Raw genomic sequence first — 15,636 nt, 5'->3', positions numbered from 1 at the left:
CTACGCCTCCTATCCTAAAAAATATCTCCACAGACCGTTCAAAGAGATGCCCACTACAATGAAAAATATCATATAGGATAGATTTTTATAGTTTTTATATTCCGATTCGTTATTAATCATACCCAGCGTAATCGCCGATTTTGGGAAACTCAATAGAAGGTGAGCCCCTGCAACCAATACCAGTAAAACCTGCGTAACAAAGGTACTCTTATCCGGTTCCTTTAATAGATAAGCTCCGTCTTCGTTTATGTAACCATAAGCCGACATATGTAGATAGATTAAAGCGATCATTAAGATGCCTAAAATCCGCTGTATATAAGAACCGGCATTTTGCTTGACATAAGAAAATTGCTTTTTCTTCCCATCTCCCAAGGTAATTAAAAATAAGCTTAAAATGGCATGAAGAATGACACATAATAAGAGTGCATACCCCCAATACGCTCTCGTATGAGAATACGGGAAATATCCTGCTAAAAAAAGGCCCATGCTAATCCCATGAATGCAAAATAACAGGATGGAGGCAAGACCTAAAAATGAATTGATAGTTCTGATCATTGATTTCAACATCCTCCAAAAATCTAGCTTATCTGGTAGGAACAACCTCCATCCAATAGCCATCTGGATCTGCTACAAAATAAATGCCCATCTTTGGATTTTCGAAGCAAATAATCCCCATCTCTTCATGCTTCTTATGAGCCGCCTCAAAATCATCCACTCTAAAACCAATGTGAATTTCGTTATCGCCAAGATCATAGGGTTCTTTTCTGTCTCTCACCCAAGTCAGTTCAATCATGTAAGGGTTTTCATCCGTTCCCATGAAAACTAAAATAAAACTCCCGTCTTCCGCTTCAATCCGCCTCACTTCTTTTAGTCCAAAAGCCTCTTGATAAAACTTTTTGGATTTATCTAAATCTAAAACACTGATACATGTATGATATAAATTAAATTTCATCGGTTCTCCTCCATTTAACATTCAATATTTTTTTACCAATAGGGTTATTATACCATGATTAAAATAGAATTCGCCACAAATAATAGAACTATGGAAGCGAAAAAACATGTAAATTTAGAAAAATTTTTTGTAGAAAATCCTTGGTCCTCCTTCGTTATATTTTGCATTGGTGCAATAGGATACGGAACCATCGAAATACTGTTTCGAGGTTATACACACTGGTCGATGATTCTGACCGGTGGCGCATGCCTTCTTACACTTCATATTTTAGATATACGGTATGACCATGCTCCTCTGGTTTTGAAAGCGATAGGAGGGGCACTTATTATTACAGCTTATGAGTTTGCTGTAGGTATTATCGTGAATCTTCTTTTCCACTTCAACGTATGGGATTATTCGGCTCAACCGTTAGATGTATTAGGGCAAATTTGCGCACTTTTTACTTTTTTATGGTTTCTTCTTTGCTTGGCTCTTTTAGCCTCCGTACGCGTATTGAATAAGATCATATAGCAGGCTCTTTATACCGTTTTTTCCAATACATCAAACACTTCCTCCCGTTTCCTTGCGCATTATTAATATAGCCAAATTCCATTAAATATTGTATACTTATTTACAAGTATTAATAAAGATAGAGCACAAGGAGAACTTTCAATGAATCGTCATTATAAAATGCTGCAAAATGGCAGTGACATAAGAGGTATTGCGTTAACCGGAATAAAAGGCGAGCTTCCCAATCTAGGGCAAGAAGACGCCGAATATTTAAGTGCCGGTTTTTTGCTTTGGTTATCAAAAAAAACAGGCAAAGCTCCTAAGGATTTAACGATCTCCATAGGCTTTGATCCTCGTCTTTCTGCTAAATATCTTTTGCATGGCCTACTGAACGGAATGGTTCCGTATGGCTGTACAATACGAAACTGCGGTTTGGCTTCTACACCGGCTATGTTTATGTCTACCGTATTTCCGGAATTCCGCTGTGACGGAGCAATCATGATTACTGCCAGCCATCTTCCTTTTAATCGAAACGGATTTAAATTTTTCGATGGAGATGGCGGATTAAATAAAAAAGATATCAGTCAAATCATTGCCTATGCCGAATCGGATGAAGAATTGAAGGCTTTGGGTGATAGAGTCGGAGAGGAAAACTTCTCAATGGTTTTGGGACGAAAAACGTACCATTCTGTTCCGACTGATTTGATGAACGTTTACTGTGACTTTCTAAAGGATAAAATTAAAGTTGGTGTCAACCATCCTACTCTTTACAATCGCCCTTTAGAAGGGCTTAAAATTGTAGTCGATGCAGGCAATGGCGGAGGCGGATTTTATGCAACGAAGGTATTGGCTCCTTTAGGGGCGAATATCTCCAACAGCCAATTCCTTGAGCCGGACGGTACGTTTCCGAATCATGCACCGAATCCGGAAGATAAGGATGCCATGCATTCGCTCTGCATGCAGGTTCTAACGACACAATCCGATTTAGGCCTGATATTTGATACAGATGTGGATCGATCCTCTGCTGTAGATAAAAGAGGTCGTGAAATCAGCAGAAATGGTATTGTGGCAATGGCCGCCGCATTAGTAGCAGAAGATTTTCCGGGCACCACTGTTGTAACCGACAGCATCACAAGTGACCAACTCACGGTATTCCTAGAGGAGAAACTAGGGCTTGTTCACAACCGTTTTCAACGAGGTTATAAAAATGTTATCAACGAAGCGATTCGTTTAAATAACGAGGGCATCGATTGCCAACTGGCAATTGAGACTTCAGGTCATGCTGCACTAAAAGAAAACTACTTCCTTGACGATGGAGCCTATCTGGCCACTAAAATTGTCATCAAGGCAGCGAAGCTTCGTTTAGAAGACAAAACCTTAGACAGTATGATTGCAGATTTGGAAGAACCTTTAGAAGCTGTAGAGATTCGTCTGCCGATCGTAGCTGAAGCCTTTTCCGATTATGGAAACCGCGTTCTTGCTGACTTCGAATCTTGGGTTACGGCTGAATCGACTCATCAAGGGATGCGTCTTGTTACTCCGAACTATGAAGGAATACGAATTCAGTTCGATGCAAGCAATGGAGATGGGTGGTGCTTGCTTAGAAAGTCTCTGCATGACCCGATCATGCCGCTAAACATCGAATCCAATTCAAAAGGAGGCTGTAAACTTATAGCGGCAAAATTGAAAGGTTTCCTTGCGAATTATGATCAGTTAAACTTGGCTGCCCTTCTCAAAATGATTGATTAAATAAAACGAATCGTCTTAGTGGCTCATCGTTCACTGAAATTTTGGTGAATTGACTGAGCCACTTTTTTCATGCAAAAACTAGAATTTAGGGTTGATTTTTTGGGCTCTGCATTGTATATTATATTTGTTAGCACTCTGTTGTATTGAGTGCCAAAACGTAACTAAGCTCTAGCGAGCATTAAAATATCACACGAAAGGAAAGAGGGAAAAAGCAAATGGCAAAGAAACAGTTTAAAGCCGAATCAAAGAGATTATTAGACTTAATGATTAATTCAATTTACACTCATAAGGAGATCTTTCTCAGAGAGATTATTTCGAACGCCAGTGATGCCATTGACAAGTTATATTACTTAACACTTACCGAAAATACCGGCATTTCCAGAGAAGATTTCTTTATCCGCATTACATTGGATAAGGATGCGAACACCATCATCATCTCCGACAACGGTATTGGGATGAATAAGGACGAGATGGAGAACAATCTTGGGACCATTGCGAAAAGCGGTTCTCTGCAATTTAAAAATGAAAATGCAGACAAAATGGATGCGAAGGATGCCATTGATATCATCGGTCAATTTGGTGTCGGCTTCTACTCCGCATTTATGGTAAGCTCTAAAATCCAAGTAATCAGTAAGCGTTACGGAGAAGAAACGGCAAACCTTTGGGAATCCACCGGTGCAGACGGCTATTCTATTGCTCCATGCGAGAAAGATAGTGTAGGAACGGAGATCATCCTCTATCTAAAGGACGATACAGAAGATGAAAAATACAGCGATTATCTGAAAGAATATAAAATTAAAGGACTCATCAAAAAGTATTCTGATTATATCCGCTATCCAATTAAAATGAATGTAGAAAAGCACCGTATGAAAGAGGCTACTGAAGAGCAGAAAGCGGATGAAAACTTTACCCCTGAATATGAAAGCTATCGGGAAGATGAAGTTCTAAATAGCATGGTTCCTATTTGGAAGAAGAGCAAGGGCGACATCACAAACGAAGATTACAATCAATTTTATAAGGAAAAGTTCTTTGATTTTGAAGACCCTGCCCGTGTCATTCACACCAACGTAGAAGGGGTATCCACCTACAACTCTTTACTGTATATTCCGGCTCGTGCACCATTTAACTATTACACGAGAGAGTATGAAAAAGGCTTGCAGCTTTATTCCAGCGGAGTCCTTATCATGGATAAGTGTGCCGACCTTCTTCCCGATCACTTCAGCTTCGTAAAGGGATTGGTGGATTCCCAGGATCTTTCCTTGAACATCTCCAGAGAAATGTTGCAGCACGACAGACAGCTAAAGGCGATTGCTGTTCGATTGGAGAAAAAGATTAAATCCGAATTACTGGAAATGCTGAACACCGATCGCGAAAAGTATGAAAAATTCTTCGAGAACTTCGGATTACAGTTGAAATTTGGCGCATACAACGGGTATGGTCAGAACAAAGATGCCGTACAGGAGCTTCTCCTGTTCTATTCTTCGTCCGAAAAGAAGCTGGTAACGCTTTCCGAATATGTTTCCAGAATGAAGGAAGATCAAAAATATATCTACTATGCATGCGGAGAAAGCATCGATAAGCTTGATAAAATGCCTCAGACAGAGCTTCTTAAGGATAAAGGATATGAAATCCTATACTGCACGGATGAGGTGGATGAGTTCGCCATTAAGATGCTAGGCACAATTGAGGAAAAACAATTTAAATCCGTATCCAGTGAAGATTTAGGAATTGAAGAGTCCTCCGAAGAAAAAGAAGCTGCCGAAAAACAAAAAGAAGAGAACAAAGAGTTATTGGAGGCCATGAAGGAAGCTTTAGGCGATAAAGTATCTGAAGTTCGAGTTTCTCAGCGGCTAAAGAGCCACCCTGTTTGCCTTGCCAGCGCAGGTGATCTTTCCATAGAAATGGAAAAGGTACTTAACGCCATGCCAAATGCCAGTGAAAAGATTTCTGCGGAAAAAGTGCTTGAAATCAATGCAAACCATAACGTTTTCCAAGCCTTAAAAGAGGCTTTCGCCGGCGACAAAGAGAAGGTAAAAGTTTACGCAGAATTGCTTTATAATCAGGCCCTTTTAATTGAAGGGCTGTCCATTGAAGATCCGATTGAGTTCTCCAATGCAATTTGCAGCCTGATGTAAAGCATAAAATTGCTTTAACCTAAAGAAATAGATGGAGTTCTCTCCATCTATTTTAATTTCTATGTATTTTATTATTCAACAAACAAGCTATTTAGACCCTCCGCAAGCTCGACCAGATTGTGAATCGTCGCTGACAACTCTTCCATCGCTGCAGATTGCTCTTGTGTGATACCTAATGTTTTATCTGAGTTGTGAATAGTGGTCTCAATTTTCTGCAAAATTTGATTGTTTAGAACATCTATTTGCAATGCAGTTTGTTTGGAATTTTCAGCTAAACTACGAATTTCCTCCGCAACTACCGAGAACACTCTTCCGTCATTGCCTAAACGTGCTGCTTCAATAGAAGCATTTAATCCGATCAGTTTCGTCTTATCCGCAACCTTTGCAATTTCTTTTAAGACGCTGGAAATCTCTTTTGTCACGTTACTTACTTCTGCGATCTCATCACCCAAGTCAGATTGACTCGCGGAGATATTAGCTGCCGATTCTGCAAGCATACCTATGGTGCCTGAAATTTGAATGAAGCTATCTGCTAAAGCCTTTGACAACAGTTCCATTTCGATTCTCTTGTATCCGTTTTCTGCAAGTGTCCCAACCACTACAAACAGCACTTCTGCTGCTGCCGCAATGTTATCTCTAGCTACTATGTCAATTCCTTGAGCTGCATCCCATAAATCTTCGTCTGGAAGATTAAGCTCTTTAGCAACTTTCTTTATATTGCTTTCAATGGGTTTGTTGGATAGGATCTGTCCTCCTAGTACCGTCCCTATATGCTCGCCCTTAATGATAATAGGAGCGGCAAAATCTATCAGTCCTGCATGGCAAGATCCAATATAAGGGCGTCCTAATTTGATGGCTTCTTCCCCCATTTGGTTATGACAGACTGCACAACGGTTATCACCCAATGTGCTGGAGTGAATAAAATCTTTACAAAAACTACGATAATGGCTTGGGCTAGTAACTTCCTCCCCTTTTCGATTAACGGAAACAGCGGCACAATTCATACCGATAGCAAAATTATCTAAGAATTTTTGCAGTACATCTACATCAATAATATCTTCAATCTCCAAACTTTTTAAATCAATGTGTCCGTCCATTATGTTTATCATATCTATTCTCCTCTCGAATGATACTGTGCTAACACCAAAGCTATATTAAAATGAGTAGATACCTTTAATCCCAAATTTTTGTAAATTTTATCTGAATCCAAACAACACCAGCCTTCTTATTTATAAATTAAAATCCGTTTCATTTTTCCATTATACTGCAAAGTTTGTTTTATTTCTATTAAAATTTCAGTAGATCGCTAAAATACGCTATGGAGTTTCCAGCAAATTGATTTTTGTCCAAATAAAAAACCCACAAGCAATCGCTCATGGGTGTTTTTAATCTGTTTTGATTGGTCAGAAAGATTATCTCTTGGAGAACTGTGAGGCTTTTCTTGCCTTCTTTAAACCGTACTTCTTTCTTTCCTTCATTCTTGGATCTCTTGTTAAGAATCCGATAGCCTTAAGAGCAGCTCTGAAAGCTTCTTTATCAGCTACGCAAAGAGCTCTTGAAATACCGTGTCTTAAAGCACCAGCCTGACCTGTAGATCCACCACCCTGTACAGTAGCGATTACGTCAAACTTGCCTTCACAACCAGCAACCGTAAAAGGTCTTCTAACTTCTCTCTTTAAGATTTCCATTCCAAAATAATCGTCCAGCGGCTTCTTGTTAACGATGATATCACCTTTTCCAGGGATTAACCGAACTCTAGCAACTGAAGACTTTCTTCTACCTGTTCCTTGATATTGAATCTTTGCCATTGTCTATTCCTCCCCTTCCTAAAATTCCCAAACTTCAGGTTTTTGAGCTGCATGATCATGTTGTGAACCTGCATAAACCTTAAGCTTCTTGTACATCAATCTGCCAAGTTTACCATCTGGCATCATGCCTTTGACAGCATGTCTAATGATTTCTTCTGGTCTTCTTGCCTGTAACTTTTCAAAAGTTATCTCTCTCAAGCCACCTGGATATCCAGTATGTCTCTTGTAGATCTTTTCTTTTCTCTTTTTACCGGTTACTTCTACCTTCTCAGCGTTGATAACGATAACATAGTCACCAGTGTCAACGTGCGGCGTGTAGATCGGCTTTTTCTTTCCTCTAAGAATTGAAGCAACTTCGGATGCTAATCTACCAAGAGTCTTACCCTCAGCATCGATTACATACCACTTATGTTCCACTTCTTGAGGCTTCGCAATAAATGATTTCATTTCTTACCTCCCCACCTACTAAAATTGGAATTCATCCAATCACTTTCGGATATCTCGATTATAACGTTGCGGGCCACGGCCGGTCATTTCCAGCCTGCACCCTTATGTGAAAAACTCCTATGATAAGAGTCTCTGACAATCAAAATAGGCACTTTTACACACAGTGCACGATTAGTTTACACTTTTTGCCGATACAAGTCAAGAAATTTCTATTAAAGTTTCGCTTAGAATTCTTGAAAGTTCAGGCTTTATAGAGAATTTATAAATTGTTCCAATGCATCCAGTGCCTTTTTCAAGTCTTCATCACTATAGCAGTAGGAAATTCGTACGTAATCATCGGCATCGAAGCAACTGCCCGGTGTCAGTGCCACCTTTTGCTCCAATACCAGTCGTTGACAAAAAGTCAGCGAATCCATCCCATATTTTTTTATAGACGGGAATATATAGAAAGCTCCTTGAGGCCGATTTACATCCATTCCCATAGCAACCAGCCTGCCATATACATATTCCATTCTCTTTAAATAAGTAGCTGTCATCTCGGAAATATCATAGTCCAGTGCCTCTATGCAAGCAAGCTGACTAAAGTGCGAAATTCCGGATACGGTATATTGATGCACTTTAAAAATTTCCTCCGCTACAGGCATGTCCGCCATAATATAGCCAACTCTCCATCCCGTCATCGAATACGGTTTTGAGAAACTCTGTGCGATGATGATTTTTTCCCGAATATCCTGATATTTTGAAAAACTGCTGTAATTCTCCGTATAAAGAATTCGGTTGTAAACGTCATCACAAAGAATAAATAAGTCTTTATCCTTCACCACCTGGTAAATCATATCCAAGGTTTCATCCGAAAATGCTGCCCCTGTTGGATTATTGGGTGAATTTAATACCAAGCATTTTGTCTTAGGAGATAAAGCGGCCTCCAATTGCTCTTTGGTCATTTGAAAATTCGTTTCGGCGGTGTCAATCGTCACGCATTTTCCGCCGTGCATTTCGATCAACGCTCTGTAAAGCCCAAATGCAGGAATAGGCACAATCACTTCATCTCCCGGATTCATCACGGCTACTAGAATAGACGCAATCGCTTCGGTTGCCCCATCTGTTACAATGATTTCCTGCGGAGAATACTTCAAGCCACAATGTGCTTCTTCAAAGTCTGATATCTTTTCTCTCAAGCTGGCAATTCCGGCTCCCGGCGGATAATGGGTCATGTCCAAGTCTAACCCTTTCTTCGCGGCTTCCTTAATCACCTCAGGTGTATCGAAATCCGGTTCTCCCAAAGTCAGATACATACAGCCTTCGGTTTGTGATGCCCATTCACCAAACTTTCTGATACCGCTTTTTTCAATGCGCAACACTTGCTGGTTCATTAAGTTCTTCATCTTGTCTCCAAATCTTACAGTTTTGTGATTTCTAAAATTTCATTAAACTTTCCCACAACATAGCCATAATTTTTTCTTTCATGCGGAAGTCTGCAATTGCTGCAATCCTTTATGCCGTTTTTACTATAAACGAAATTACCGCCGCACTTATCTTTTAGCGCATAAAGCGGGCAATAACAAAATAAGCAGTTAAAGTTATCAGGGTCTTCCGTTTTGTGACATGGGAAAAACTCACATGATTTATGATTAAAAAATGCGTAGTTTTTCCCTTCCCAGTAAGGAGCCTGTTCCGGCACGCCACCATCTTTTGTTTGATCTTTCATAGCTTCCCTCCAAGTTTCTTATCCGTCCTTTTAAATGCCTATAACATCCTGCATGCTATATAACCCATTTGGCTTGCCCTCTAAAAACAGGGCCGCATCTACGGCGCCAATGGCATAGCAGCCGAAGTTGTATGCGTTATGCGTGATTTCCAATCGCTCACCCATGCATCCGAAGACGACATTATGGTAGCTGGAGATATCTCCTGAACGAACGGAGTGATGTGTGATTTCGTCTAAACTTTTGCCGGATGCTTCCGCCATTTCTATCGCAAAATCCTTAGATGTGCCGCTTGGGGCATCTACCTTTTTTGCATCGTGCATGTCGATGATATCTATTTTGGCTTTATCCCCTAGTGCCTCTGCCGCTAAAGCGAGCAGTTTTTTCATCACATTCGTCACATAAGAGGTATTCGCTGCCTTTAGTAAAGGAGCCTGACCGCTGCCTTCTAAAAATTGCTGCTCCTGCTCTTTCGTAAAGCCGGTTGTACCGCAAACCAGAGCCTTTTTATGCTTGATACAAGCCGCTAGGACCTCCATTGATAACGTTACTGTAGAAAAGTCAATGACCACATCGCAATCGTCAATAATCTCTTCTATATTATCATACACCAATACGCCTATCGGCATGCCCAATCCTGTCACTACACCTGCATCCTGTCCAATATAGCTGCGCTCTTTAGGTCCTACCACACCTACCAGTTCCACCTTTTCATTTTCATGTGCTGCCTTTACAATCAAGCTGCCCATTTTGCCTTTTGGCCCTGTAACAATCACTTTCATCATCGTACCCTCTCATCTTATTCTTTCATCAATAATTTCTCCGATAACGTTATCATACGCTCACTATCCAGTGTGTTGATGACTTCAACCTGGCCGATCGAATCACTTTTCCGCAGCAGTTTACTTCTTTCCAGCGTTCTTTGAAGCTGTTTTGCCGTACCCATTCCACCATCATAAATTTCAATCGGATATCCGATTACCTTCGTTATGGTATCTTTAATAAAGGGGTAATGAGTACAGCCCAGTACGATCGCACCCGTTTGAGTTCTTATGTCTTCGGTCAGCATAGAATATAAAAATTCTTCCAATTCCGAACCATCAAGAATGCCTTGTTCCACAAATTCCATGAGTCCGCCGCAGGGAACCGGAATAATCTGAGCAACTTCTTGATATTGTTGCATTAATTTGTTAAATTTTCTTTCTTTTAAGGTCATTGGCGTAGCCATTACAAGGACTTTGCCCCCTTTATTATTCAATGCAGCGGGCTTTAAAGCCGGTTCTACACCGATAATCGGAACTTGCTTATATTTATTTCTCAAATAATCTGCTGCAGCACTGGTAGCTGTATTACAAGCAATTACAATGGCTTTGGATCCGCGTTCAAGCAGGAACTCCACGTTTTTTTCGGTCAATGCCCTTACTTCTTCTGTAGTCCGCGTACCGTAAGGAGCGTTTACCGAATCTCCAAAAAAGATATAGTTTTCATTCGGCATTATTTTTAACGCCTCATTCAGCACGCTGATGCCGCCAACGCCTGAATCTAAAAAGGCTATTGGGTTATCGTTTTTGTCCATTCTCTCTACCTAAATTCTTTAACATTCTGCATAATTATCAGTGTTACGTAATATTATTTATGTAAATATTAAGTATTAGCCTACTGAAAAAACCCTAAGAAATCAAAGCTTGCTGTAATCTTAAACAGTTTTTCCAAATTCATCTCTTTTACTTACCTATATAAAATTTTCATTGCTTTTTATTTTACCACTTTTTCAAGTTATCGTAAATGTTAACTCCTATTATTATGGCAAATTTACACATTTCATTCCACTTATTCTATTTTTTTGAACTAGATGGGTTGAAAAAGAATAATTGTAGGACTAGTATATATAATAAGTATTGATTAAGTAATTGAAAATCGAGGTGATAATTTATGCTGAGCATAGAGAAAAACATACTTAAAAAGTCCTTTGAGCAAATTGACAAAGTACCATTTAAGGTAGATCTAATGGGGAAAGACAGTTTCATAATCGGAGACGGTTCTCCGCAGTTTACAGTCCATATCAACAAAGATATCAATAAAGCTGACCTGCTGAAAAGCACCTCCTTGGCGCTGGGGGAAGCCTATATGGAAAAAGCTATCGAGATAGAAGGGGATCTCTATACTGCCCTGGACTGTGTTATGAGTCGATTTGATAAGTTTAAGGTGGATCATAAAGCCATGAGCAAGCTTATTCATACTTCCACCTCTGCTTCCAACCAGAAAAAAGAAGTCACATCCCATTATGACATCGGAAATGATTTCTACAAGCTTTGGCTTGACGAAACACTTAGTTATTCTTGTGCCTATTTTGAAAAGGATGAGGATACGCTTTATCAAGCCCAAGTAAACAAGGTAGATTATACCCTTAAAAAGCTAAATCTAAAGGAAGGTATGAGTCTTTTGGATATTGGCTGCGGATGGGGGTTCCTCTTAATCGAGGCCGCAAAAAAATATAACATTCACGGCTTAGGCATTACTTTAAGTACCGAACAAGCCGCTGAATTTAAAAAAAGAATTAAAGAAGAGGGCCTAGAAGATTATCTGGATGTTAAAATCATGGATTATAGAGATCTGAAAAAATCCGACCTGACCTTCGATCGAGTTGTCAGTGTCGGCATGTTAGAACATGTGGGCAGATCGAATTATGAATTGTTTATGGATTGCGCCAGCAAGGTTTTGAAACCCGAAGGGTTATTCCTTCTCCACTATATCAGTGGAAAAAAAGAAAATGCGGGCGATCCGTGGATTAAGAAATATATATTCCCAGGCGGCACGATTCCTAGTCTCAGAGAAATTATCAGCATCTCTTTTGACCACGATTTTTATACCATCGGGGCTGAAAGTCTGCGAAGGCATTATGTAAAAACGTTACTGCATTGGTACAATAACTTTGAAGCCAATCTGGACACGATTAAAACAAGATTTGATGAAAAATTTATTCGTATGTGGGAACTGTACCTGTGCTCCTGCGCAGCATCCTTTAATAACGGGATGATTGATCTGCATCAAATCCTATTTTCAAAGGGTGTAAACAATTCTCTACCATTAACCAGAGATTATTTATACCAACATTAGGAAATTTTCTCCTATTCTCCTCACAATACACACAAAACGTTTGCAATTGAAAAATATAATGAGTTTATTCACAGACAAGGTTATACAGCGCAAACTTTTGTCGATCGTTTATTTCAAGAGGAGGAAAGGTTAATGAAAAAATTAGTAAGTTGTATTTTAGTAGGTTCGTTAGTAACGGCCATGGTATTATCAGGATGTGGTTCCTCGCAAGCGGAAACGGATTCCAATGGCTCAAACACAAAAAAAGCAGTCGACGGAATTCAATATGGCCAAATTTTATCCATTAGTGATTCGGAGATCGTTTTGGCATTAGGTACAATGGATCAGAAAACACCTTCCGGTGATCGTTCCGGTCAAACTCCGCCTGAAGACTCATCTGGGAGTGCTGTCCTAGCTCCAAACGACGGTCAGGCACCTCAAGGAAGAGATTCACAGGGCAACACACCTCCGCAAGGCAATCCTCCGTCAGGGGATAATGGAGGCAATTCTCCGTCAGGCGGTAGTGAAGGCAATCCTCCATCGGGGAATAATGCCCCGGCAAACGGCACATCCGGCTCTGGTATTCATGCGGGCGGCCCCGGCAAATCCATGATTGCGCTAACCGGAGACAAATTAACGATAACGGTTTCTGATAGTACCTCTATCACTTACATGAAAGCGCAAGGAGACACCAGTGATACATCTGCTACACGTTCAGATCTGAAAGAAGGTGACGTCATAGCGGTTACCCTTGATGAAGACGGAAAGACTGCTATGGAAATCACCATTATGTCCATGAAAGCTTCGGGCGAAACTCCAAAAACTACTAATGCTGCTGCATCGACAGAAGAATAGCATGCATTCGATCGCGTTTTAGCCGTAGCTTTTGGTGATATTCCGTCAATATAGCAAGCGATATTTCCTATATAATATACTAACATAATGAAAACCGAGGTCACCCCTCTTATTAGGGTACCTCGGTTATTCTTTTGATTTAGCTTATTCTAAATTGCTCCGCAACCGAATTCAATTGATGTGCCTGTCTGGACAATTCGCCGCTTGCCGCAGAACTTTCCTCTGCCGTTGCTGCATTAGTCTGAACAACGGAGCTGATTTGGTCCACGCCATTTAAGGTCTGCTTTAAGGCCGTAGCCTGCTCCACATAGGCTGCCGAGATTTCGTTGATTCGTTCTACGGTCTGAGATACCCCTTGGATCACTTGTCCGAGCATCTCTCCCATAAGATTGGCACTGTCTGTTCCGTTTTTAACGGATTTAATGGTTTCTTCAATCAATAGTGTCGTCTCCTTCGCCGCGTCCGCAGATTTGCTTGCAAGATTTCTCACTTCATCGGCGACTACCGCAAAGCCTTTTCCTGCGTTTCCCGCTCTTGCCGCTTCAACGGCAGCATTGAGCGCAAGAATATTGGTCTGAAAAGCGATATCCTCAATCACCTTAATGATTTTACTTATTTCTGATGATTTTTCGTTGATATCTGAAATGGCATCCATCATTTCGCTCATCTGTTTATTGCTCTCATCCGCAGTAACTCCGACGGTTCGGGCCTGTTCCGCTGCAACCATTGCATTGTTTGCATTCCGCGAAACATGCTCCGACAAATCATTAATGGTAGCCGTTAATTCTTCTGTAGCGCTGGCTTGATTTGCTGCCCCTTGCGCGAGCGTCTGCGCCGCATTCGAAATCTCATTGGAACCACCCGCCACTTGGTTAGAGGTTTCAATAATCTGTCCAATCGTTCCGGTAAAGACTTCTGAAACCTGTAAGAGCGACGTCTTTATCTTCGCAAACTCACCATCGTAGTTCTGCTTTAATTCTATGTTCAACTGTCCCGCTGCAAACATATCCAGCGCACCCGAAACTTCATCTATGTAATGAATATATTGATTTAGCCGTACCACCAAGCTTTTCATCGAATCAGCCAGCTGTCCCACTTCATCCGTTGAGTTCATTTCAATTTTCATCTCCAGATTCCCTTTTGCCAGTTCATCTGTAATTTTCGTTAGTTTTTTTAGCGGAGCGATGATACTTTTTGTCACAAAATAGATCGCCGCGAACAAAAGAACGATCGATCCCATATAAATGATAACTATCGCCTGTCTGCTATGATTTGCTACCTTCATAAAGTCCTCTTCAGGTACAATCAGAGCAACCTTCCACTCTGCATCATCCGTGGATTTCACCACACCGAAGCTTTTCTCCCCATTGTCACTAAACGCTACAACAGACCCATCCGGTTTGTTGATCTGATCCACCATTTCTTTGCCAAGCCCGATCTCACTGGCTGGCGCTAACAGTTTATCAGGATCCTTGTGGGCCAGAACATATCCTTCCGAAGAGATTAACACTTTATAGGCATTTGGATAGGTGCTGTCTGCACTTAGAACCAACGTACATAGGGTGGTGATCTCGACGTCTATTCCGGCAATACCGATCACGCTTGAGCCTGACAGATCATACACCGGGGCAGAAATCGTGATCACCATTTCTCCGGTATCCACATCCTGATACGGTTCGGTTATAATATATCCTTTAGCTATATTGGTCTGATCCTTAAACCAATAGCTTTTCTCACTTAAATTAAATCCGGGATCCGCGACCCAATCTCCTCCGTCAAACGCCAAGTCCGAGTTTATTGCCGCAATATAGGCGGAAAGAATATTTTCCGGATCGCTGTCCATGGTCTGCTTTAAAGTCTTGTAAACGCCGGCGTATTTATCATTTGCCTTAAAATTTTGACTGGTAACGCCGTCTGAAAGAATACCGCTGACCCCGCTGTCCACCGCCATCTGCTGTGCAATCGTCAGATACTTTTCAAAATATTGATCCATATCTCCCGCTACCGCTTCTGTCGATAAAGCGGATATGTATTCTTCATTATCCATGACGGTGCCGGTTACATTGTGGATCGTTACAATAGCCGATAGAATCATCGCCAAGATGGCGACACCCCCAATAAAAATCATAATTTTCGCTCGAATACTTTTTAGATTGAATAAATTGCGGTTATGTGTCTTCCCCTTTATGGGTTCGTCAAATGTGTTTTTCATAGTTCTGTATTCCTTTCTAAACTACATTTTACAAAATTGTCATAAAAAAATAAAAAATCAGTCAATTCTATTGTAATACTTTTTGAGCCAAATAAATTGATTTTTTAAAAATTTGTTTATAATTTACAAAATTTATTAAGGAAAATTACCCTTTACCTTTCGGAGGTTAAAACGGCTTAAAAAACTA

General features: G+C 40.6%; 15 protein-coding genes. 5 read left to right on the top strand and 10 right to left on the bottom strand.

From position 1 onward, the window contains the following. Positions 1-9: 9 nt before the first annotated feature. Positions 10-555, bottom strand: coding sequence for a hypothetical protein (locus JYB65_RS13395; RefSeq protein ID WP_206583193.1), 546 nt, complete (start codon positions 553-555; stop codon positions 10-12). Between the two features lie 28 nt (positions 556-583). Beyond that, positions 584-952, bottom strand: coding sequence for a VOC family protein (locus JYB65_RS13390; protein WP_206583192.1), 369 nt, complete (start codon positions 950-952; stop codon positions 584-586). Positions 953-1,006: 54 nt separating this feature from the next. On the opposite strand from JYB65_RS13390, the gene JYB65_RS13385 reads away from it, so the two are divergent. The 3 genes from JYB65_RS13385 (at position 1,007) to htpG (ending at position 5,325) form a co-directional block, all read left to right on the top strand. Next, positions 1,007-1,462, top strand: a complete 456-nt coding sequence (locus tag JYB65_RS13385; RefSeq protein ID WP_245156684.1) for a putative ABC transporter permease — start codon at positions 1,007-1,009, stop codon at positions 1,460-1,462. Between the two features lie 141 nt (positions 1,463-1,603). Beyond that, the gene (locus JYB65_RS13380; protein WP_206583191.1) at positions 1,604-3,190 is read left to right on the top strand and encodes a phosphohexomutase domain-containing protein; all 1,587 of its coding nucleotides are present in this window, start codon (positions 1,604-1,606) and stop codon (positions 3,188-3,190) included. 215 nt (positions 3,191-3,405) lie between these two features. Then, positions 3,406-5,325, top strand: coding sequence for a molecular chaperone HtpG (gene htpG, locus JYB65_RS13375; protein ID WP_206583190.1), 1,920 nt, complete (start codon positions 3,406-3,408; stop codon positions 5,323-5,325). Positions 5,326-5,396: 71 nt separating this feature from the next. On the opposite strand, the gene JYB65_RS13370 is transcribed toward htpG, so the two are convergent. The 7 genes from JYB65_RS13370 to murI all read right to left on the bottom strand — a co-directional run bounded on the left by JYB65_RS13370 (position 5,397) and on the right by murI (position 10,862). Continuing rightward, positions 5,397-6,434: a PocR ligand-binding domain-containing protein gene (locus tag JYB65_RS13370; protein ID WP_206583189.1), complete on the bottom strand. Its 1,038-nt coding sequence runs from the start codon at positions 6,432-6,434 to the stop codon at positions 5,397-5,399. Between the two features lie 303 nt (positions 6,435-6,737). Further along, a complete protein-coding gene (rpsI, locus tag JYB65_RS13365; RefSeq protein ID WP_206583188.1) occupies positions 6,738-7,133 on the bottom strand; it encodes a 30S ribosomal protein S9 in 396 nt (131 codons plus the stop codon). 18 nt (positions 7,134-7,151) lie between these two features. Next, entirely contained in the window at positions 7,152-7,580 is a 429-nt protein-coding gene (rplM, locus tag JYB65_RS13360) for a 50S ribosomal protein L13 (RefSeq protein ID WP_206583187.1), read from the bottom strand. A 248-nt stretch (positions 7,581-7,828) separates the two neighbouring features. Then, a complete protein-coding gene (locus JYB65_RS13355) occupies positions 7,829-8,965 on the bottom strand; it encodes a pyridoxal phosphate-dependent aminotransferase (protein ID WP_206583186.1) in 1,137 nt (378 codons plus the stop codon). Positions 8,966-8,979: 14 nt separating this feature from the next. Further along, positions 8,980-9,288: a cysteine-rich small domain-containing protein gene (locus JYB65_RS13350; protein WP_206583185.1), complete on the bottom strand. Its 309-nt coding sequence runs from the start codon at positions 9,286-9,288 to the stop codon at positions 8,980-8,982. 30 nt (positions 9,289-9,318) lie between these two features. Then, positions 9,319-10,071, bottom strand: a complete 753-nt coding sequence (dapB, locus tag JYB65_RS13345) for a 4-hydroxy-tetrahydrodipicolinate reductase (RefSeq protein ID WP_342366671.1) — start codon at positions 10,069-10,071, stop codon at positions 9,319-9,321. 14 nt (positions 10,072-10,085) lie between these two features. Beyond that, complete coding sequence (murI, locus tag JYB65_RS13340) at positions 10,086-10,862, bottom strand: glutamate racemase (protein ID WP_206583184.1); 777 nt, start codon at positions 10,860-10,862, stop codon at positions 10,086-10,088. A gap of 356 nt (positions 10,863-11,218) precedes the next feature. On the opposite strand from murI, the gene JYB65_RS13335 reads away from it, so the two are divergent. Both JYB65_RS13335 and JYB65_RS13330 read left to right on the top strand, forming a co-directional pair. Then, a complete protein-coding gene (locus JYB65_RS13335; protein WP_206583183.1) occupies positions 11,219-12,403 on the top strand; it encodes a class I SAM-dependent methyltransferase in 1,185 nt (394 codons plus the stop codon). A gap of 132 nt (positions 12,404-12,535) precedes the next feature. Continuing rightward, positions 12,536-13,237, top strand: a complete 702-nt coding sequence (locus tag JYB65_RS13330) for a resistance to Congo red protein (RefSeq protein WP_206583182.1) — start codon at positions 12,536-12,538, stop codon at positions 13,235-13,237. Between the two features lie 139 nt (positions 13,238-13,376). Here JYB65_RS13330 and JYB65_RS13325 read toward each other — a convergent pair whose 3' ends face one another. Then, the gene (locus JYB65_RS13325; protein ID WP_206583181.1) at positions 13,377-15,449 is read right to left on the bottom strand and encodes a methyl-accepting chemotaxis protein; all 2,073 of its coding nucleotides are present in this window, start codon (positions 15,447-15,449) and stop codon (positions 13,377-13,379) included. Between the last annotated feature and the right edge of the window lie 187 nt (positions 15,450-15,636).

The sequence above is a fragment of the Clostridium aminobutyricum genome, from assembly GCF_017255415.1.
GTDB classification, from domain to species: Bacteria; Bacillota; Clostridia; order Peptostreptococcales; family Anaerovoracaceae; genus Aminipila; species Aminipila aminobutyrica.
This window is presented reverse-complemented; position numbering and strand designations above follow the sequence as displayed.

Bases quoted from the DNA above. Each gene is read 5' to 3' on its own strand.
- JYB65_RS13395 (WP_206583193.1), bottom strand. From the start codon at position 555: ATGATCAGAACTATCAATTCATTTTTAGGTCTTGCCTCCATCCTGTTA.
- JYB65_RS13390 (WP_206583192.1), bottom strand. From the start codon at position 952: ATGAAATTTAATTTATATCATACATGTATCAGTGTTTTAGATTTAGAT.
- JYB65_RS13385 (WP_245156684.1), top strand. From the start codon at position 1,007: ATGATTAAAATAGAATTCGCCACAAATAATAGAACTATGGAAGCGAAA.
- JYB65_RS13380 (WP_206583191.1), top strand. From the start codon at position 1,604: ATGAATCGTCATTATAAAATGCTGCAAAATGGCAGTGACATAAGAGGT.
- htpG (WP_206583190.1), top strand. From the start codon at position 3,406: ATGGCAAAGAAACAGTTTAAAGCCGAATCAAAGAGATTATTAGACTTA.
- JYB65_RS13370 (WP_206583189.1), bottom strand. From the start codon at position 6,434: ATGATAAACATAATGGACGGACACATTGATTTAAAAAGTTTGGAGATT.
- rpsI (WP_206583188.1), bottom strand. From the start codon at position 7,133: ATGGCAAAGATTCAATATCAAGGAACAGGTAGAAGAAAGTCTTCAGTT.
- rplM (WP_206583187.1), bottom strand. From the start codon at position 7,580: ATGAAATCATTTATTGCGAAGCCTCAAGAAGTGGAACATAAGTGGTAT.
- JYB65_RS13355 (WP_206583186.1), bottom strand. From the start codon at position 8,965: ATGAAGAACTTAATGAACCAGCAAGTGTTGCGCATTGAAAAAAGCGGT.
- JYB65_RS13350 (WP_206583185.1), bottom strand. From the start codon at position 9,288: ATGAAAGATCAAACAAAAGATGGTGGCGTGCCGGAACAGGCTCCTTAC.
- dapB (WP_342366671.1), bottom strand. From the start codon at position 10,071: ATGATGAAAGTGATTGTTACAGGGCCAAAAGGCAAAATGGGCAGCTTG.
- murI (WP_206583184.1), bottom strand. From the start codon at position 10,862: ATGGACAAAAACGATAACCCAATAGCCTTTTTAGATTCAGGCGTTGGC.
- JYB65_RS13335 (WP_206583183.1), top strand. From the start codon at position 11,219: ATGCTGAGCATAGAGAAAAACATACTTAAAAAGTCCTTTGAGCAAATT.
- JYB65_RS13330 (WP_206583182.1), top strand. From the start codon at position 12,536: ATGAAAAAATTAGTAAGTTGTATTTTAGTAGGTTCGTTAGTAACGGCC.
- JYB65_RS13325 (WP_206583181.1), bottom strand. From the start codon at position 15,449: ATGAAAAACACATTTGACGAACCCATAAAGGGGAAGACACATAACCGC.